19 protein-coding genes are annotated in these 18,538 nt (G+C 53.5%); 10 read left to right on the top strand and 9 right to left on the bottom strand.

Features of this window, described 5'->3' with window-relative positions; translation table 11 throughout:
* Positions 1-105: 105 nt before the first annotated feature.
* From paaH to pcaF, 3 genes are all read left to right on the top strand, one after another.
* Positions 106-1,641 carry a 3-hydroxyacyl-CoA dehydrogenase PaaH gene (gene paaH / locus QSV34_RS14200; RefSeq protein ID WP_289155786.1) on the top strand — a complete coding sequence of 512 codons (1,536 nt, stop codon included), beginning with the start codon at positions 106-108 and terminating at the stop codon, positions 1,639-1,641.
* Positions 1,642-1,731: 90 nt separating this feature from the next.
* Positions 1,732-2,169 carry a hydroxyphenylacetyl-CoA thioesterase PaaI gene (gene paaI, locus QSV34_RS14195; protein WP_289155784.1) on the top strand — a complete coding sequence of 146 codons (438 nt, stop codon included), beginning with the start codon at positions 1,732-1,734 and terminating at the stop codon, positions 2,167-2,169.
* A 106-nt stretch (positions 2,170-2,275) separates the two neighbouring features.
* Entirely contained in the window at positions 2,276-3,481 is a 1,206-nt protein-coding gene (pcaF, locus tag QSV34_RS14190) for a 3-oxoadipyl-CoA thiolase (RefSeq protein WP_289155782.1), read from the top strand.
* An 80-nt stretch (positions 3,482-3,561) separates the two neighbouring features.
* On the opposite strand, the gene QSV34_RS14185 is transcribed toward pcaF, so the two are convergent.
* Positions 3,562-3,933: a DUF2200 domain-containing protein gene (locus tag QSV34_RS14185; RefSeq protein ID WP_289155780.1), complete on the bottom strand. Its 372-nt coding sequence runs from the start codon at positions 3,931-3,933 to the stop codon at positions 3,562-3,564.
* 259 nt (positions 3,934-4,192) lie between these two features.
* Here QSV34_RS14185 and paaA point away from each other — a divergent pair, with 259 nt between their 5' ends.
* The 6 genes from paaA (at position 4,193) to QSV34_RS14155 (ending at position 10,220) form a co-directional block, all read left to right on the top strand.
* Positions 4,193-5,152 (top strand): 1,2-phenylacetyl-CoA epoxidase subunit PaaA, encoded by a 960-nt coding sequence (gene paaA, locus QSV34_RS14180; RefSeq protein WP_289155778.1) that lies wholly within the window; start codon positions 4,193-4,195, stop codon positions 5,150-5,152.
* A gap of 109 nt (positions 5,153-5,261) precedes the next feature.
* Complete coding sequence (gene paaB, locus QSV34_RS14175) at positions 5,262-5,543, top strand: 1,2-phenylacetyl-CoA epoxidase subunit PaaB (RefSeq protein WP_289155776.1); 282 nt, start codon at positions 5,262-5,264, stop codon at positions 5,541-5,543.
* Positions 5,544-5,628: 85 nt separating this feature from the next.
* Positions 5,629-6,390 carry a 1,2-phenylacetyl-CoA epoxidase subunit PaaC gene (gene paaC / locus QSV34_RS14170; protein ID WP_289155774.1) on the top strand — a complete coding sequence of 254 codons (762 nt, stop codon included), beginning with the start codon at positions 5,629-5,631 and terminating at the stop codon, positions 6,388-6,390.
* 91 nt (positions 6,391-6,481) lie between these two features.
* On the top strand, positions 6,482-7,045 hold the full coding sequence (gene paaD, locus QSV34_RS14165) for a 1,2-phenylacetyl-CoA epoxidase subunit PaaD (protein WP_289155773.1): 564 nt from the start codon (positions 6,482-6,484) through the stop codon (positions 7,043-7,045).
* Between the two features lie 159 nt (positions 7,046-7,204).
* Positions 7,205-8,299 carry a 1,2-phenylacetyl-CoA epoxidase subunit PaaE gene (paaE, locus tag QSV34_RS14160; protein ID WP_289155771.1) on the top strand — a complete coding sequence of 365 codons (1,095 nt, stop codon included), beginning with the start codon at positions 7,205-7,207 and terminating at the stop codon, positions 8,297-8,299.
* Positions 8,300-8,405: 106 nt separating this feature from the next.
* The gene (locus QSV34_RS14155; protein ID WP_289155769.1) at positions 8,406-10,220 is read left to right on the top strand and encodes a GGDEF domain-containing protein; all 1,815 of its coding nucleotides are present in this window, start codon (positions 8,406-8,408) and stop codon (positions 10,218-10,220) included.
* A gap of 2 nt (positions 10,221-10,222) precedes the next feature.
* Here the strand turns inward: QSV34_RS14155 and QSV34_RS14150 are convergent, their stop codons facing one another.
* Complete coding sequence (locus QSV34_RS14150; protein ID WP_289155767.1) at positions 10,223-10,918, bottom strand: SDR family oxidoreductase; 696 nt, start codon at positions 10,916-10,918, stop codon at positions 10,223-10,225.
* A gap of 110 nt (positions 10,919-11,028) precedes the next feature.
* On the opposite strand from QSV34_RS14150, the gene pyk reads away from it, so the two are divergent.
* Complete coding sequence (gene pyk / locus QSV34_RS14145) at positions 11,029-12,462, top strand: pyruvate kinase (RefSeq protein WP_289155765.1); 1,434 nt, start codon at positions 11,029-11,031, stop codon at positions 12,460-12,462.
* A gap of 15 nt (positions 12,463-12,477) precedes the next feature.
* On the opposite strand, the gene QSV34_RS14140 is transcribed toward pyk, so the two are convergent.
* The 7 genes from QSV34_RS14140 to paaY form a co-directional block, all read right to left on the bottom strand.
* Positions 12,478-12,852: a thiol-disulfide oxidoreductase DCC family protein gene (locus QSV34_RS14140; protein ID WP_289155763.1), complete on the bottom strand. Its 375-nt coding sequence runs from the start codon at positions 12,850-12,852 to the stop codon at positions 12,478-12,480.
* Entirely contained in the window at positions 12,849-14,288 is a 1,440-nt protein-coding gene (locus QSV34_RS14135; RefSeq protein ID WP_289155761.1) for a cryptochrome/photolyase family protein, read from the bottom strand. Before QSV34_RS14135 ends, QSV34_RS14140 begins: the two co-directional genes overlap by 4 nt.
* A gap of 20 nt (positions 14,289-14,308) precedes the next feature.
* On the bottom strand, positions 14,309-15,289 hold the full coding sequence (locus QSV34_RS14130) for an NAD(P)/FAD-dependent oxidoreductase (protein WP_289155759.1): 981 nt from the start codon (positions 15,287-15,289) through the stop codon (positions 14,309-14,311).
* A 16-nt stretch (positions 15,290-15,305) separates the two neighbouring features.
* The gene (locus QSV34_RS14125) at positions 15,306-15,743 is read right to left on the bottom strand and encodes a DUF3429 domain-containing protein (protein WP_289155757.1); all 438 of its coding nucleotides are present in this window, start codon (positions 15,741-15,743) and stop codon (positions 15,306-15,308) included.
* Between the two features lie 86 nt (positions 15,744-15,829).
* On the bottom strand, positions 15,830-16,342 hold the full coding sequence (locus QSV34_RS14120) for an SRPBCC family protein (RefSeq protein WP_289155755.1): 513 nt from the start codon (positions 16,340-16,342) through the stop codon (positions 15,830-15,832).
* Between the two features lie 44 nt (positions 16,343-16,386).
* Entirely contained in the window at positions 16,387-17,661 is a 1,275-nt protein-coding gene (locus QSV34_RS14115) for a hypothetical protein (protein ID WP_289155753.1), read from the bottom strand.
* A 25-nt stretch (positions 17,662-17,686) separates the two neighbouring features.
* The gene (paaY, locus tag QSV34_RS14110; protein WP_289155751.1) at positions 17,687-18,283 is read right to left on the bottom strand and encodes a phenylacetic acid degradation protein PaaY; all 597 of its coding nucleotides are present in this window, start codon (positions 18,281-18,283) and stop codon (positions 17,687-17,689) included.
* Positions 18,284-18,538 lie beyond the last annotated feature (255 nt).

The raw sequence follows: 18,538 nt of genomic DNA, 5'->3' as shown, positions 1-18,538 counted from the left end.
GCTCCGTAGTTAATTCGAAGTGCTCCGTCTCTCATCTCTCGTCTCACATCTCTCTGCTCATCAAATGCACTGAATTGTCAGCAGAGATAAACTGGAAACAAAGTAATGACCGCACTACCCACCACTTCCACCATCGCCGTTATCGGCGCCGGCACCATGGGCGCTGGCATTGCCCAGGTGGCCGCCGCTACGGGCCATTCGGTGCTGCTTTTTGACGCCGCTGAGGGCGCAGCGCAATCTGGTATCGACAAAACCCGCAAGGGGCTCGACCGCCTGATTGCCAAAGGCAAGATGACCGCCGAACAGGCGGACGCGTTGACCGGCCGCATCAGCGCCTGTGGTTCGCTGGACGAGCTGGCCCCAGCCAAACTGGTGGTGGAAGCCATTGTTGAAAAGCTGGACATCAAACAAAGTGTATTCGCCCAGCTGGAGGACATTTGCGGTGACGATGTGATTCTCGCCACCAATACCTCCTCTATTTCAGTCACTGCCATTGCCGCAGGCCTGAAACGCCCGGAGCGCTTGGTGGGCATGCACTTCTTTAACCCGGCACCGGTAATGAAGTTGGTGGAAGTGATCAGCGGCCTCGCCTCTGATGCCGAAGTTGCCCAAATCGTGTTCGATACCGCCGCCCACTGGGGCAAGCACCCGGTGATGGCGAAATCCACCCCCGGCTTTATCGTTAACCGCGTCGCCCGCCCGTTCTACGCCGAAGCGCTGCGGGTATTGCAGGAAGGTGGCGCCGATGTGGCCACCATCGATGCAGTGATGCGCGAATCCGGCGGTTTTCGCATGGGGCCATTCCAGCTGATGGACTTGATCGGCATGGACGTCAACTACGCGGTGACCAACTCTGTATTCAACGCCTACTACCAGGATCAGCGCTTCCTGCCATCGCTGGTACAGCAAGAGCTGATGCAGGCCGGGCGCCTGGGCCGTAAAACCGGCCACGGTTTTTACAACTACGCTGAAGGTGCCGAACAACCCGCGCCCAACACCACCGAGCAATGGCCAAAACCGGAGCGTGTGATTGTCGGTGGTCATCTTGGTGTTGCCGAATCTCTGATCGCTCAAATGGAAGCAGCAGAGATTGCCATTGTACGCAGCGAAGAATCCGATCATGACTTTATCTGGGTAGACGGCGTTGAACTGCGTCTCACCGAAGGCGCCATAGCCACCGAACTGGCCGCCGAAGAAGAGCTGAACGAACTGGTGCTGTTTGACCTGGCGCTGGATTACAACCACGCTACCCGCATCGCTATTACCAAAGCCGACCAAGCCTCTGACGAAGCACTGCAAAAAGCCGCAGGGTTATTCCAGGCTATCGGCAAACAAGTTTCGGTGATCGACGACATTCCCGGCATGATTGTGATGCGCACGGTTTGCATGCTCGCCAACGAAGGCGCCGATGCAGTCAACCAGGGCGTGTGCAATGCCGAAGCGGTAGATATCGCCATGAAAGGTGGCGTCAACTACCCACAAGGGCCACTGGCCTGGGCCGATCAATTGGGCGTGCCAGTGGTGGCTACCGTATTGGAAAACCTGGCACTGCTATACGGCGAAGACCGCTACCGCATCTCGCCGCTTATTCAGCGCAAGTGTTTTGCGGAGCAGAGTTTCTTTGAGACTCCATCATCCTGAGGGGGCGTAGCGACCGCGAAGATCTCCATAACTTATAACTTGTGAGATCCTCACGCGGCTGCGCCGCTCAGGATGACAGTAGAGATAGTGATGGCAACAACCAACCAACAACTCGCCGAAGCCTGCGTAGCGGAACTCTACAATCGCGACCCAGCCAGCAAGACAATGGGCATGACCGTGGCGGAAGTAAAACCCGGCTTTGCCCGTGTCACCATGACTGTGCGCGGAGATATGCTCAACGGCCACGCCACCTGCCACGGCGGATTTGTGTTTTCCCTAGCAGATTCAACGTTTGCGTTTGCCTGCAACACCGGCAACCAGGCCACCGTTGCCTCTGGCTGTTCGATTGAATATGTGGCTCCGGCGCGGGAAGGCGATCTACTGACCGCCACTGCCGAGAAGAAACACCGGTCGGGGCGGCTAGGTGTCTACGATATCACCGTTACCAACCAGAACAACGAGGTTGTCGCCTACTTTCGCGGCAAGTCATATCAAACTAAACAGCCGGTTCTGCCGGTTGAAGATTAATGTAGGTCGGGCTTTAGCCCGACAACGCTGGCACTAGATAGAAAGTACGTTGTCGGCCTGAAGGCCGACCTACAGGGCGCTGCCCCCAAATTTATGGAGAACACAAATGACCGAAGCCTATATCTGCGATGCCATCCGCACCCCCATTGGCCGCTACGGTGGCAGCCTGTCGTCGGTGCGCGCCGATGATCTGGGCGCAGTGCCCATGAAAGCCTTGATGGAACGCAATCCCTCTGTCGACTGGACACAAGTGGACGACATCTTTTACGGCTGTGCCAACCAGGCCGGTGAAGACAACCGCAACGTCGCCAAGATGAGCGCCCTGCTGGCAGGCATTCCCATCGACGTACCGGCAAGCACCACCAACCGTCTGTGCGGCTCCGGCATGGACGCGGTGGGCATGGCCGCCCGCGCCATCAAGGCAGGCGAGGCGGATTTGATTATCGCTGGCGGTGTTGAGCAAATGTCACGCGCCCCCTTTGTGATCGGCAAAGCCAACAGCGCCTTTGCTCGCAACCAGCAAATGTTCGACACCACCATGGGTTGGCGCTTCGTCAACAAGCTGATGAAAAACCAGTTTGGCGTAGACTCCATGCCGGAAACCGCTGAAAACGTCGCGGAAGACTTCAATATTTCTCGCCAGGATCAGGATGCCTTTGCTCTGCGCAGCCAACAGCGCACCGCCGCTGCCCAAGCCAACGGCGTCTTCAATAATGAAATCGTGCCGGTAAGCATCCCGCGGAGAAAACAGGACGACCTGTTCTTCGACAGCGACGAACACCCTCGCGCCAGCACCACCGCCGAAGCGCTGGCAAAGCTACCTGCACCGTTCCGCGACGGCGGCTCGGTAACCGCCGGCAACGCTTCCGGTATTAATGACGGCGCCTGCGCTCTGCTGATCGCTTCCAAAGAGGCAGTAAAAAAATACGGTCTGACACCAAAAGCCAAAATCGTCGCCATGGCCACCGCCGGAGTGGAACCGCGCATTATGGGAATCGGCCCGGTGCCCGCCACCCGCAAAGTGCTGGCAAAAACCGGGCTGACTCTGGATCAAATGGACGTGATCGAACTCAATGAAGCCTTTGCCGCCCAGGGATTAGCTTGTATGCGCGAGTTGGGCCTGGAAGACGATGCCGAACACGTAAACCGCAACGGCGGCGCCATCGCCCTGGGCCACCCGTTGGGTATGAGTGGGGCTCGATTAGTAACTACAGCAATGTATCAACTGCAGCGGGGCGGCGGGCAGTATGCGTTGTGTACGATGTGTATTGGAGTTGGGCAGGGAATTGCAATGGTGATTGAAAAAGCCTGATCAGCAAAATAGTTATGGAACACCACACTGGCCCTCCGACAACTTTCTTTTATAGTGCGGCTGCTCCCAAAAGCGCCGCACTATTTGTCGACTCGCAGGATTTTTTCCATAGCCTTTCCTTTGGCCAATTCGTCTACCAGCTTATCCAGGTACCTGCTCTTTTTAATCAAAGAGTCCTCCATGTCCTCTATTCTGTAACCACAAATAACGCCTTTAATAAGGTGGGCATTTGTATTTAGCCTGCATTCCTTAAAAAAGACATCAAAAGTGATCTCGTCGTCGACCAGAGACTCCAACTTTTTTTCATCGTAGCCAGTAAGCCACTCTATAACTTCGTGCAGCTCTTTTTTGGTTCTGCCCTTCTTTTCAATTTTTGCAACATAGAGCGGATAAATTGACGCGAAGGTCATCTTTGCGATGCGCTCTTCTGTGCCGGGAGGTGGCTTCTTCATGGCAACTCAGTATTTGGTCTATTAAATGATTTTTTATGCTCGGTTACTGGTTTATTGTTTTGGCTGATTATGTTGATGCCATTCGGCCAATCCGTAAGCAAGCGCTTGCTCTATACTCAGTAGCAACACCTTAAATATACACCGGTAGCATCAAGGTTATAGCGCCAGATATACATTCGCCTCAATATGACACACTATTGCAAAGATATACTTATATTTTGTATCATTACCAGCTGCCATCATATGCCCGGAGCCAGCCATGCCCAATAGCGAAGCCAACCTCGAACAACTGGAAGTCGATTTCCAGGCCCGTATTGATGCGGAAGAACGCATCGAGCCAAAAGACTGGATGCCAGAAAAGTACCGCAAAACCGTACTGCGGCAGATGTCCCAGCACGCCCACTCGGAAGTGATCGGCATGCAGCCGGAGGGCAACTGGATCACCCGCGCTCCCAGCCTGCACCGCAAGATTGTGCTGTTGGCCAAGGTGCAGGACGAAGCGGGTCACGGCCTGTACCTGTACAGCGCCGCCGAAACTCTCGGTGCTACGCGAGAGGAATTGGTGCAGCTGATGCACGAGGGCAAGGCCAAGTATTCCTCCATCTTTAATTACCCCACCCTCACCTGGGCGGATATCGGCGCCATCGGCTGGCTGGTGGACGGCGCCGCCATCGTCAATCAGGTAGCGCTGCAACGCACCTCGTACGGCCCCTACTCCCGTTCCATGATTCGCATTTGTAAGGAGGAGAGTTTTCACCAGCGCCAAGGCTACGAAATCATGCTGAAGCTGGCCAACGGCTCGCCGGAACAGAAGGCCATGGCGCAGGATGCACTTAACCGCTTTTGGGAGCCGTCGCTGATGATGTTTGGCCCCACCGATGCGGATTCCCCCAACTCCGCACAATCCATGAAGTGGAAGATCAAGCGCAAGTCCAACGACGAACTGCGCCAGGCGTTTGTGGATCAGACCATCAAGCAGATTGAAGTGCTGGGGCTGGAAATGCCCAGTAAAGACATCAAATGGAACGAAGAACGCGGCCACTACGATTTTGGCGAGCTGAACTGGGACGAGTTTTTTGCGGTGATCAAAGGCAACGGCCCCTGTAATCGCCAGCGCCTGGCTCACCACAAAAAAGCCCACGATGAGGGCGCATGGGTGCGCGAAGCGGCGCGGGCTTATGAAGCGAAGAAAAAAGCCCGCGCTGAGAAAGCGGCCTGACGAACCAACTCGTCATTGCGAGCGCAGCGAAGCAATCCAGCGACTTTAAAGACACTAGATTGCTTCGTCGTTTCACTCCTCGCAATGACACTGCAAAGGAATTAGTACCATGAGCAACATGCCCCTATTTGAAGTATTCGTCCGCTCCAAGCGCGGCCTGGACCATACCCACTGCGGCAGCCTGCATGCGGAAAACGCCGAGCAAGCCTTGGAATACGCCCGCGATGTATACACCCGCCGTTCCGAGGGCGTCAGCATCTGGGTAGTAAAAGCCAGCGATGTAACCGCCTCGCAAGAAAGCGACCGCGACAGCTTTTACGACCCAATGGATGACAAGCCTTACCGTCATGCGACGCACTATGTATTACCTGACGAAGTAAACAACATGTAGGTCGGCTTGTTTTATATAAAGAGTAGGCCGACATGTCAGGCTAAAGCCCGACCTACACTACCTCGAACACTGTTAGGTAATGAAAATGACCGAAACTAACACCCCCATCGTCGATTACACCATCCGCTTGGCAGACGACTCTCTGACCCTGGGCCACCGCCTTTCCGAGTGGTGCAGCAACGGGCCGTTTCTGGAAGAAGACATCGCCCTGATTAACGTATCTCTGGATTACGTTGGCCGCGCCAGAATGTTGTATGCCTACGCTGCCGAAACAGAAAACCAGGGCCGAAGCGAAGACGATATTTGCTACCTGCGCGACACCCGTGAGTATCGCAACCTGTTAATCAACGAGCTGCCCAAGGGCGACTTTGCTTTTACCATCGTGCGCCAGTTCTTTGTCGATACGTTTAACCTGCTGTTTTATACCGAGCTGCTGAACAGCAAGGACAGCACCCTGGCCGCTATCGCCGGCAAGTCCATTAAAGAAACCAAATACCACCTGCGCCGCAGCAAAGACTGGATGGTGCGCCTGGGTGATGGCACCGAAGAAAGCCACAACCGCTGCCAAGCCGCTATCGACGAGTTGTGGGACTACGTTACCGAGATGTTCGATATGGACGAGTTGGAAACCGGCTTGGCTGCTCAGGGAGTGGCGGTGGATCGAACAGCTCTGCGCGAGCAATGGCAGCAGATTGTCAAAGAGGTAACCGACGAAGCCACGCTGACGCTGCCGGATCATGACATCGCCATTCGCGGTGGCCGCACCGGCATTCACACCGAGCACTTGGGTTACCTGCTGGCGGAATTGCAATATGTGCAGCGGGCGTATCCTGGGAATACTTGGTAACTATTGTCGTCATCCCCGCGAAGGCGGGGATCCACTTACCACCTAGGTTTATGGATTCCCGCCTACGCGGGAATGACGGAGCGAGACAAATATGGTTTCACTAATCCCAACAGTCAGTATTGAGCAAGTTGAGCGTGACCAACACCGAGCCAACCCGGCGACGGCGGCCATCTGGAACTTGCTGGACGCAGTGCACGACCCGGAAGTGCCGGTGCTGTCACTGTGGGATTTGGGCGTGTTGCGCAATGTGGAAAAACAGGGCGACAAAATTACCGTCACCCTGACGCCGACCTACAGCGGCTGCCCCGCCATCAACACCATGGCGGAAGATGTGGACGCGGCACTAAAGAATGCCGGTTACAGGAATTTTGAAATTCGCAACCAGCTGGCTCCGGCCTGGACCACTGATTGGCTGAGCCCGGAAGGCCGCCGCAAACTGAAGGAGTACGGCATTGCGCCGCCTCAGGAGTCTTCAACCTGTAGAAAGACCTCCTCCGACAAAGCCAGCTTGTTTGCTGAAGAACCACCGGTTCCATGCCCGCAATGTGATTCCAGCAACACCTTAAAAATCAGCGAATTCGGTTCCACCGCCTGCAAGGCGTTGTACAAATGCCAGGACTGCCACGAGCCATTTGATTATTTTAAATGCTTATAAAGCGAGAGACGTGAGATGTAAGACGTGAGACGCGTGAATAAATGCAAAGTGTTTTTTTGACTTGGGCGCGTTACGCGCACAAATCAAATAAAAAAACCGATAGCACTTCGCTCGTCTCACATCTCACGTTTTACGTCTCACATAAAAAGAGTAGCAACAATGAACGATACCAACTTCTACCAACTCAACGTCGCCGCCGTAGTACCGGAAACCGACTCCGCGGTACAGGTTATCTTCGACGTTCCCGCCGATCTGAAAGAAAAATACCAGTTTATTCAAGGGCAATACCTGACCCTGAAAACCGATATCAATGGCGAGGATGTACGCCGTTCTTACTCCATCTGCTCCGCCGTCGGCGATAAACAGTTGCGGGTGGGCATTAAAAAAATCGACGGCGGCGTGTTTTCCACCTTTGCCAACGAACAGCTGAAAGCTGGCGACACTCTGGAAGTGATGCCGCCCCAGGGCAAGTTTTACACCGAGCTGAACCCGGCCAACGCCAAACGCTATATGTGCATTGCCGCCGGTTCCGGCATCACCCCCATGCTGTCGATTATCAAAACCGTGCTGGCCACTGAGCCTGACAGTACCGTCACGCTGATCTATGGCAACAAGCGCACCAAAAGCGTGATGTTCCGGGAAGAACTATCGGATGTGAAAAATGCCCAAATGGAACGCTTCCAGTGGATCAATATTCTCAGCCGCGAAGAACACGAAGCCGAGGTGCTGCACGGGCGCATCAATAACCGCAAGGGCGGCGAATTACAGGCCAAGCGACTGATCAAAATTAACGCCTTCGATGAAGTATTCCTGTGCGGCCCAGAATCGATGATATCCGAAGTGTCCCGTGGCCTGCGCAGCGAAGGCATTGCCGAGGCCAACATCCACTACGAATTGTTTGGCTCCTCTGCCGAAGCCGCCGCCGAGGCAGTCCAGAAGCACCATGAGCGTGCGGAGAAGTACGGCGAGTTAGTGAGCAGCGTTACCCTGATGACCGGCGGCCGCCGCATTAATTTCGACCTCAGCGCCGACGGCGAAAACCTGCTGGATGCGGGCATCGACAACGGCGTCGACCTGCCGTTTTCCTGCAAAGGTGGTGTCTGCGCCACCTGCAAGGCCAAGTTGATTGAAGGCGAAGTGGAAATGGACCGCACCCACGGTCTGGAGCAATACGAAATCGACAAGGGCTTTATTCTCACCTGCCAGGCGCACCCGGTGAGCGACAAAGTAGTGGTGGATTTCGACCAACATTAAGACTAGCTATTGCTAACCAGTACTCAAAACACTCCTTTGCCGTCATGTAATTGTCACAAAGCAGTTACATGATGGTCTTCTGCATGGTCAATAGCAGGAGAAGGGAGTGAGCACTTCGAATAATAATGAACTGGCCAGCGACACCGATATTGAACAAGAGCTGACCCATATTCTGGATAACCGCCTGCTGGCCAGCTGGCTTCAGCCGATTATTGATTTTCCCAACCGCACTATTCTCGGCTACGAAGCCTTGGCACGTGGCCCAAAAGGCAGCCCGCTGCACCTGCCCATTCAACTGTTTGCCGCCGCCGAGCGCTGTGGCCTGCTAAGGCAGCTGGAACAGTGTTGCATCACCACCGCCGTTGACCGCTTTACCGAACTGGACCTGCCGGGCAAGTTGTTTATCAACATTGCTGCCCCCGATCTGAAAGAACTGGATGCCCCCAACAACCCCATCAGCCAGTTGTTAATCAGCAGCAGTCGTCGCCTGGATATCGTGCTGGAAATTTCCGAAAAACACCCGTTGAATGACTACCAACGGATTCGTGAAGTCGCTGATTTTTGCCGCCAGCATCAATTGCAACTGGCCATTGATGACCTTGGCAGCGGCTATTCCGGGTTGCGCACCTGGGCCGAAATTCGCCCGGACTACGTCAAAGTGGATATGCATTTTATTCACGATATTCACAGTGATTCCGTAAAACGCGAATTCGTCAATTCCATCTGCGAAATTTCCCGTGGCCTGAACTGCAAGGTGATTGCCGAGGGCATTGAGCAACCCCAGGAACTGGAAGCGCTGCGCAATCTGGGCATCAAACTGGGCCAGGGCTATCTATTACAGAAACCCGCAGAAAATCCGGGCAAATCCGTTGAAGCCTTTACGGCCGAACTGGACAACTGCGGCACCATGACCGTGCGGCGCCTGAAAACCCGTCCCAGGGATACGGTGATGGAGCTGGTGCAAAACGCCCAGACCCTGTCACCCAGCGTCACTGCCGAAGACGTCAACGACGCCTTTATCCACCACCCACAAATCAGCTCAATTCCCATTGTCGACAACGGCAAGCCACTGGGGTTGATTTCCCGCTCGCAAATTCTGGAGCTGTTTTCCGGTCGCTTCTCCCACCAGCTGTATGGCCGCAAGCCGGTGCGCGACATCATGAACAAACAGCCGGTGATTGTGGACTGCGAAGCCCGACTGGAAGAAGTAAGCCAGAGAGTCACCAACCTGGAACAGGTGGACTTGAACGAGGACTTTATTGTCACCCGCAACCACCAGTACATCGGCGTCGGCAAAGTCAGCGACCTGTTGCGCCGCATCACTGATTACCAGATGCGCTACGCCCGCTACAGCAATCCCCTGACTCTGCTGCCCGGCAATGTACCCATTTATGAATGGATTGATGAACTGCTCACCCAGGGAGAGTCGTTCCACCTGGCCTATATCGACCTCAACAACTTCAAGCCCTTTAACGACACCTACGGCTACAGCCGCGGCGATGAAGTGCTGGCCGCGCTGGGGGATATTCTCAACAACGGAGTCAACACCGACAACGACCTGGTGGGCCATGTGGGTGGTGATGATTTTGTGATTCTGTTTCGCAGTGAAAACTGGCGCCAGCAGTGTGAACAGATTTTTGAGCGCTTTAATCAGGAGCGAAAGCGTTTTTACAGTGACGAAGCCCTGGCAGAAGGCGGCATCTGGAGCGAAGACCGCCAGGGCAACAGCGCCTTTTTCGGGCTACTGACTATCGCCATTGGCGTGGTGGTTCCCGATCCGGCCCGCTGCCACTCCCACCACGAAGTAGCACGACTGGCATCAGATGCAAAACACCAGGCCAAAGCGCGGGGCAATAACGAAAACTACATATTCCTGTCCCGCCGCCGCGGCCCGGCGGAAGATCGCTTTGCGCGGAAATAGTGTTACCAGGGAATCTCACTGCCATCGTAGTTAATAAACTGCCCGGACTGCTCCGGCGTCAGTTCATCCAGCACTTTCTTCAAGCCTGAGGCACTCTCTGCAACGGTAATCAGCGCATTGGGGCCACCCATATCTGTCTGCACCCAACCGGGGTGCAACACCACAGTTTTTAATCCCAAATGCGCGGTATCGATAGACAGGCTTTTCATCGCCTGATTCAAGGCGGTTTTGGACGAGCGATACATGTAATTACTGCCACCCCGGTTATCGGCAATACTGCCCACCTTGCTGCTCACTGAAGCAATGGTTTTGCCCTTACTGGCTGCTACGTTGTCGAGAAACGTCTGGGCCATTAACAAAGGCGCGATGGTATTCACCCGCAAAACCTGCAGCCACTCCTCAGTATCCAGGCTGCCCAGGCGATTGCCTGCACCACCGTAAACCCCCGCATTGTTTAGCAACAAGTCAATGGGCTGATCCTCAAGGGCGCTTTTCAGCTCGGCGATGCCTCGCTCACTGGCCACATCCAGTGCATGTATCTGCAGATTTTCCGCATGTTGTTCCTGCAGTTGCTGCAACTCATCGGCTTGAGACGGATTGCGGCAGCAACCATGAACGCGCCAGCCATCCTGCAAATACTGGCACGCCAACTCCAGGCCAATGCCGCGGTTGCAGCCAGTGATTAATAGCGTTGCCATCTATAGCTCCCTATCAAGAAAAACAAAAAGTGACCGAATGTTATCTCTATGTCACAGCGCTTGCTATACAATTGCGCTCACCCATCCAGCCCTGAAAGTAGCCACCGCTCATGTACAAACGCACCAAGATTATAGCCACCCTTGGCCCTGCCAGTTCCGATGCCGAAACCATCAGCGGATTGATCCAGGCCGGGGCCACTGTTTTTCGCATCAACTTTTCTCACGGCGAACCGGAGGAGCACAAAGAGCGCGCTCGCCTGGTGCGTGAGGAAGCGGAAAAGCTGTCTGCCAATGTCGCCCTGCTGGGGGATTTACAGGGGCCGAAGATCCGCATCGCCGGTTTCCGCAAGGGTAGCGCCAAATTGGTGGAGGGCGCCGAGTTCGCTCTGGACACCAAGCACCCCGCCGACGAAGGCGACGAAACCGTTGTGGGTTGCAGCTATCAGTCGCTGCCAGCGGATTGCCAACCCGGCCAAACTCTGTTGCTGGACGATGGTCGCCTGCAGCTGCAGATCGAGAGCATCGACGATACTCGCATACACACCAAAGTGATCGTTGGCGGAGTGCTCTACCCCAAGAAAGGCATCAACCTGTTGGGCGGTGGCCTGTCGGCACCGGCACTGACGGAAAAAGATTTGAAAGACCTGGACGTGGCCACCGACATGGAAATCGACTACCTGGCTATCTCCTTCCCGCGCACTGCCGAAGACATGCACTACGCTCGCGAGTGTGCCGAAAAAGCTGGCTGCAAAGCCCGCCTGATCGCCAAAATCGAGCGCGCCGAAACCGTGGCCGACGATAAAACCCTGGACGACATCATCTGTGCTTCTGACGCAGTGATGGTTGCCCGCGGCGATCTGGGTGTGGAGATTGGCGACGCTGGTTTGATCGGTGTACAGAAAAAAATCATCCGCCGCGCTCGCCAGCTCAATCGCTCGGTGATCACCGCCACCCAGATGATGGAAACCATGATCGAAAACTCCATCCCCACCCGTGCGGAAGTATTCGATGTGGCCAACGCGGTACTGGACGGCACCGACGCGGTGATGCTGTCGGCGGAAACCGCCACTGGCAAACATCCCATTACCGTGGTGGAAGCCATGAGCCGCATCGCGCTGGGCGCGGAAAAACAGCGCAGCACCCAGGTATCCGGCCACCGCATGGACCGCCAATTTCAGGAAACCGAAGACGCCATTGCCATGGCATCCATGTACGCCGCCAACCACATGCCCCACGTTAAGGCGATCATTTGCCTGACCGAATCCGGCAACACACCGCTGCTGATGTCACGCATTCGCTCCGGCATCCCCATCTTCGCCATGTCCGAACACCAGAGCACCCTCAACCGTATGGCCCTGTTCCGCGGCGTTATTCCCCGCTACTACGACATCTCCGGCAACAACCGCAACACCCTGCTGAGCGATGCGGTAGAACAATTAAAAGGCAACGGCTTTTTGAGTAAGGGGGATATTGTACTGGGCACCCGTGGCGACCAGGTTGGTGAAGGGGGAATGACCAATACGTTGAAAATTTTTGAGGTGTAAGAGCGGAAATGCTGTCTACGGGCTTCTTTGTCCTTCTGCAATCTGGCAGTGGCTTAGCCGCTTAAAACGCCACTTTGCAAACCCGCGATAGCTGATATCGACCAACTGGCGGATACCCGGCAGTGCCACCAGCGTCGCCAATATTCGCCAACGTTTCAGCTGCGCCCACATCAAGATAAATGCATCGACGCCAATGTGCAGCCGGCCGTTGTTATCGACCGCGTGCAACAGCTTGAGCGCACCCGCCACACTCACCCCCAGCTGACGCAAAGCGTCTTCTGAACAGTTAGCATCCCGCCACGTGAAAATACCCTCGGGGGCAATACGTTGGTAGTGAGCGATCTCTTTGCTGCACAAGCCGCACTGGCCGTCGTAGAAAACCGTAATCATAATCCATTTACCGGCAAGGCGTCTGCTGACAATGACTTAAACGCCTCCAGTGCCTCTGTCCGAGACTGCTTTAAATCGACAACCGGCTTGGGGTAAGTCGTCCCCAGATTGACCTTCGCATCCAACAGAACCTGCTCTGGAGCTTCCCACGGGCTGAACAGATATTTATCGGGTAAAGAAGCAATTTCAGGGATATATCGCCTTACGTAACTGCCATCCGGGTCGAACTTTTGCCCCTGAGTGACCGGGTTAAAAATTCGGAAGTACGGTGCAGCATCAGCACCACAGCCAGCGATCCATTGCCAGCTGGCGCTGTTGTTGGCCAGGTCGGCATCCAGCAAAGTATCCCAAAACCAGCGCTCGCCGTGGTGCCAGTGCAGGCGCAAATTCTTCACCAGAAATGAACCAACGATCATGCGCACCCGGTTGTGCATGTAACCGGTTTGCCACAGTTCGCGCATACCCGCGTCCACCATGGGGACTCCGGTAAGACCTGCCTGCCATGCGTTTAAACGGTCCGGCTGGTCAGCCCAGGGAAAGCGATCAAATTTGCTCTGTAAATTTTGCTTGGGCAGCGTTGGGTTGTGGTAGAGCTGGCTGTAGGAAAATTCCCGCCAGCCCAGTTCACTGCAAAAGTGATCGATATTGGGGTTATCTCCCAAACGATGCGCCGTATGCCAAAGTTGATTGGGGGAAATTTCGCCGAAGTGCAGATAGGGCGACAGTCTGGAAACGCAATTTTTTTCCGGGAAGTTGCGCCCCTCTTTATAGTCATGCAAACCGTTTTCAATAAACTGTTCAAAAACGGTTTGGGCGTGATCTTCACCGACTTTCCATTGATCATAAAAAGCCGCATCCCAAGGAATATTGGGCAGCAGATTTAAATCATCAATACCAGATGCACCGTCAGTATCCAAAAAGTAATGGACACCTTGCGGCGCTTTTAAGGGCGCTCGTGGCGGTTGTGCCTGCAGGCAGCCTTTGCGATAAAACGGCGTAAATACTTTGTAATGACCGCCATCATTTTTGTGCACTTGCCAAGGTTCCCACAACAAAGAACCGTTGCTGCTTTTTACCGCAATACCGCTATTGCTCAGCTGTTGCTTTATGTCCGCATCGCGAGTGGCGCGCCAGGGTTCGTAGCAACGGTTCCAGTACACCGCTGTTACGCCCAAGCGTTTGACCAGATCACCAATAATGATTGCTGGGTCGCCACGGTAAACGGACAAATTGCCTTGCAGGGACTCGTTCAGGGACGTCAATGAGTGGTGCAGCCACCAGCGGCTGGCACTTCCTATGGCGTACTCGCCGGCGTTACCCTCGTCCAATATGTAAATGGGCAACACTCGTTTATGTTGTGCAGCTAGCGTCAATGCCGGGTTGTCAGACAGCCGTAAATCTTGTCGAAACCAGATAATGGCCAAGTCGTCTGTCATAAAAAATATGCCTCTATCGATTAAAGAACATCAATCAATGCCTGAGCCAATGCATCGCCGCTGGAAAATGCAGCTTCAACCTTGCCTTCAATCAGCCAGTCTCCGCACACGCCAATCTGGTGCTCCGCATCAACCAGACAGGGCTCGCCGGTTTGTTTGAGCGCGTTGGCGTAACGCCAACCGTGCAAGGCGTTATGGCTGGCCTGATTGACATCAATACCCAAAATTTCTCCGAGTTGCTGACTCAAGTGGCTCATTACTTCGTCGCGGTCATCGTCGATATGCGCACCGGCCCACTGGTTACTGGAATGGGCCATTACGCTAAAGGCCTGTGCCCTGCCCGGCTTGGTGTGGTTCAAGGCAATCCAGCTGATGTCTTCGCCGTGCACGGTTGCACCATCAAAACCGAGTTCCAGCGGCTGATCAAAACCCAACATCAGTGAGAAGCAGGCCTGCATACGAATGGAGGCCACGGTTTGGTAACAACTACTTTCTGCTGGCAGCAACTCTGCGGTCTGCTCAGCAGGAGCCGCAAAAATGACCCAGTCGTAAACCCCTAGTGACGCACCCTGATCATCCGTAAGTACCCACTGGTTGTGCTCCTTGGCGATAGAACCCACTCGTGTTTGTAACTGCACCGACAGTTGTTGGCGCAAATGCTTGGCCATCGCGCTCATTCCTGGCGCACACACATAGCGGGCAATATCCGATTCTGTTGATGAACAAAGGTTTGCTTGCCGATTGTGGATATCCACAAAGCGCCCTTCCCATGGCTGGACAACTCCTTGATTCATCATCGGTGATAGAAACACTTTAAACCGATCACCCCTGGCACGAAAAAATTGCGCACCGTGATCAAAAGCAAAAGGCTCTGCTCGCCGAGTGGACATACGCCCACCCACACCGCGGGATTTTTCAAACACCGTCACATTACCTCGCTCAATCAACCCATGGGCAACGGTAAGCCCGGCAAGGCCAGCCCCAACAACTGCAATATCCACCAGTCAGGATCTCCTGTTAAGAACCACGAAAAATAAATGACACCACCAGTGCGGCTGACACAACAGCGGTGACGCCGCATCGGGTGGAAAAGTACGTTTTGCTGATATGGCCCAACTGAAACTGCTTGCGATCCATCACCAATAGACCAACAAACGCGATAACGAGAAGCCGTAGAAACGCTGACAACGGCAACAGCAAGTACCCCAGCCAGACGCCAACGGTGACAATGTTGGTCAACAGGCCAATGGATCGAGCCCACTGCTGATCAGCCTGAAACTGTTGGCCCCATAGACTGCCAGCCATAAACGAAGCGATCACTAGCCCATATGTGGACAACAACACTTGAACATCACCTACGTAAGGCAGGCTGTAGACACCGAATAGCAAACAGAGGGCGCAGAGCACAAAAGGCAGTGCTCCCAAGTAGGCAAGATACGTGTAGAGTTTTCTCATACCAGCAAGTTCGGGGTAATTTCACCCCATACTACGGATATGAGCTCAAGAAAATGTGAAACTGCAGAGTGGCGTTTTACCGGTGACTATTTCTCCAATGCCAACCTTAAGCGTTCAACCTGCCCAGCCTGTACCCGGTCAACAACAGCGGCAAGCTGCTCCAGGCCACCTTCCATAAAGCCGGTGACCTGATAGCGGTGTACCACTTGTGTTTTTTGGTCATCCAGTTTTTTGAATTCCCAAGACATTCCACCGTGCATGCCCATCATTTGCAACGGCCCCAAGCCGCCAGTCATATGTACCGCATGGCCGGGTTTCACATAGGTCACCATCATATGCAGAACTTCCATATCGGCGGTTTTTTCGTAGAAACGCCCACCTGCTTTTGGTTCCAGATGCATATTGGCAGCATCGCCAGAGTAGGTGTGGCTGGAATCCCACCACCGGCCTATTTGCAAAAACTGCTGGTAGGTTTTTTCCGAGCTGGAATTTACCTCGGCGACAATTTCAAGGGCAAAACCATGTCCACTCTTTGAGATGACTTCAGCCTGAAGAGATGGACATGCCAGAATTATTGCAAGCGACAAGATAATCTTCATAGATAAACTCCAAGTGAAATTTATGTGCCAAACCGAGGAAGCTCCTACCAAGCTACTCGCAGGCTACGTCCGCCCTGATGCTCATCAAAAGGGCCGTTAAAACGAGCTACTCCATTTTCAATCAAAATAGCACCACCGTCGTAAGGGTTAGTTTCTTTTTGCTGAGCTATTTGTTCAATATTTTTTGATTTTAGTGATGCCCTAACCAATCCGAAAAGGCAATCCAAATCGTGAATTCTTGCCGGGTACTTATCCATACTGGGACTCGAAACTGATGACAACACTGATCCAACAGGATTGTAAAAATCGTCCCAAATACCAGGAGAAAAATCAGGCTTTGAATCAGAGATAGTCCTATAAAAATCCTGCGCCGATAAACTCGAAACTTCCAGAAAATAGCGCCACTGCTTAATCGCCATATTGCTGGCATGATTAGGCTTAAAAAAAAGACGCATAGTAATCGCTTCAGACAGACTCCAACCTTTCTGTTTTGGTTCACCCCAGAGTGGAGTTGCTGCCAAATCCAAAAAAGTATTTCTACCTAAAATGGCTTCTCGTTGATACGCTTTCGAAAAATCACGTTCTTCTTCTGTCAAAGGGGCAATCAAGGCGAGAAATCCCTGATGACTCTCAATCTCTATTTCAGTTAATTTACCCAGCCCATGCAAGAGCTTTACGTTTCTCGTTATTGCCTTCACAGCAATCAGTTTGGAAATCAAGGTATCTGCGCGAATCAAAATCCGGCGATGATTCGCAAGATCATCTAATAATATCTTTACGCCTCTATCCAATTGACCCGCTGCAATATTTTCAATCGCCTGCAATTGGTTTAGCTGTTGGCCAATTAGCATATAGTTATATGGAGGAAAACTCTCTTCAATCGACGGCCTTGTCAACGTAGAAAAATCCGGATACTCCATTAATTTCTTGTAACGAGCTAATACTTCACCATATTCACTCAGCAACTCAGAAATACTATCGATATCAGCAAGTCTTTCAGGCAAAATCTCTATATTCAACAAACCCGTCAAGTGCTTTTCACTCGGCAATTCAAGAGCGTCTTCAGTATCCATATAGTCAGATTCACCAGTTTGAACTTTTCTATAGGCAGTTTTTCCTGCCTCTACAGGATCAAGGCCTTCGGGGATTCCTATACCCATAAAATAAAAAAATGCATTGTCCGCTTCTGGCGGCTGCTCACGCTCTTGCTCTATCCAGCGTTGAAACTCTGGATCCAGTTCAGAATCGGTGAAATACCCCCAGGCGCATATCACCAAACACAGAACAAAGAGTGCACCTAAAATGTTAGCTTTCTTCATTTATTGTCCCTTATTGAAAACACAGCTATTGAGATTCAAACAACGGCTTGATATCTCCAGCAGTCAACCGACGTCGCTCCGGCTCCACTTCCGCTAACGGCTCAACCAAATGCAACGACTGCCGGCAACGCACTGCTAGCTGTTGGTATTCAGCAGTACCCTGGGTTTTCCACTGAATTTGTTCGTCGCTGACCTGTTTGATCACTTTCGCTGGGCTGCCCACCACCATGCTTCGGGGCTCACACTTGAACGCCGCCTTCACAAAAGCGCCTGCCGCGACAATGGATTCTTCGCCAATTTCCGCGCCATCCATCACCACTGCATTCATGCCCACCAAGGCGTTGCGGCCAATGCGACAACCGTGCAGCACGGCGCCGTGGCCGATATGGCCATTCTGTTCTACCACGGAGTCTTTACCGGGGAAGCTGTGCATTACGCAAGTGTCCTGCACGTTGGCGCCCTGCTCGACGATAATGCGGCCAAAGTCGCCGCGCAGGCAGGCGCAGGGACCGATGTAACAACCGGGGCCAATAATGACATCGCCAATAAGTTCGGCGGAGGGATGCACAAATGCGGTGGGGTGTACGACAGGTGTAATTCCGTCGATGGAGTAGCAGGGCATGGTGTCTTCCTGTTTGCTGATGCAATGAGCATGCAGGTCGGTGCAGGTGCCGTCAAGAAAACACCTTCATTTAAAAAGCACCCTATCAATAAAGTAAAGCGCACAAAAAAGCCCACCTTGTGGTGGGCTCAGACTGCTGACAAAGTCCTCGCCCTCGTGCGGGGACTTTTTATAATGGGGCATGTTAAAAGACCGCCCCCAAACCCAGTCCACTATGGAGTTCGTCAGCATTGACGAGCTAGTTCCTGCCGACCA

It is taken from the genome of Porticoccus sp. W117 (genome assembly GCF_030341905.1).
Taxonomy (GTDB): domain Bacteria; phylum Pseudomonadota; class Gammaproteobacteria; order Pseudomonadales; family Porticoccaceae; genus SCSIO-12696.
Note: the sequence above shows the minus strand (reverse complement) of the source record. Positions and strands in the feature narration are given on the sequence as shown.

Coding starts and splice junctions, on each gene's coding strand:
- paaH (WP_289155786.1), top strand. CDS start 106: ATGACCGCACTACCCACCACTTCCACCATCGCCGTTATCGGCGCCGGC.
- paaI (WP_289155784.1), top strand. CDS start 1,732: ATGGCAACAACCAACCAACAACTCGCCGAAGCCTGCGTAGCGGAACTC.
- pcaF (WP_289155782.1), top strand. CDS start 2,276: ATGACCGAAGCCTATATCTGCGATGCCATCCGCACCCCCATTGGCCGC.
- QSV34_RS14185 (WP_289155780.1), bottom strand. CDS start 3,933: ATGAAGAAGCCACCTCCCGGCACAGAAGAGCGCATCGCAAAGATGACC.
- paaA (WP_289155778.1), top strand. CDS start 4,193: ATGCCCAATAGCGAAGCCAACCTCGAACAACTGGAAGTCGATTTCCAG.
- paaB (WP_289155776.1), top strand. CDS start 5,262: ATGAGCAACATGCCCCTATTTGAAGTATTCGTCCGCTCCAAGCGCGGC.
- paaC (WP_289155774.1), top strand. CDS start 5,629: ATGACCGAAACTAACACCCCCATCGTCGATTACACCATCCGCTTGGCA.
- paaD (WP_289155773.1), top strand. CDS start 6,482: ATGGTTTCACTAATCCCAACAGTCAGTATTGAGCAAGTTGAGCGTGAC.
- paaE (WP_289155771.1), top strand. CDS start 7,205: ATGAACGATACCAACTTCTACCAACTCAACGTCGCCGCCGTAGTACCG.
- QSV34_RS14150 (WP_289155767.1), bottom strand. CDS start 10,918: ATGGCAACGCTATTAATCACTGGCTGCAACCGCGGCATTGGCCTGGAG.
- pyk (WP_289155765.1), top strand. CDS start 11,029: ATGTACAAACGCACCAAGATTATAGCCACCCTTGGCCCTGCCAGTTCC.
- QSV34_RS14140 (WP_289155763.1), bottom strand. CDS start 12,852: ATGATTACGGTTTTCTACGACGGCCAGTGCGGCTTGTGCAGCAAAGAG.
- QSV34_RS14135 (WP_289155761.1), bottom strand. CDS start 14,288: ATGACAGACGACTTGGCCATTATCTGGTTTCGACAAGATTTACGGCTG.
- QSV34_RS14125 (WP_289155757.1), bottom strand. CDS start 15,743: ATGAGAAAACTCTACACGTATCTTGCCTACTTGGGAGCACTGCCTTTT.
- QSV34_RS14120 (WP_289155755.1), bottom strand. CDS start 16,342: ATGAAGATTATCTTGTCGCTTGCAATAATTCTGGCATGTCCATCTCTT.
- QSV34_RS14115 (WP_289155753.1), bottom strand. CDS start 17,661: ATGAAGAAAGCTAACATTTTAGGTGCACTCTTTGTTCTGTGTTTGGTG.
- paaY (WP_289155751.1), bottom strand. CDS start 18,283: ATGCCCTGCTACTCCATCGACGGAATTACACCTGTCGTACACCCCACC.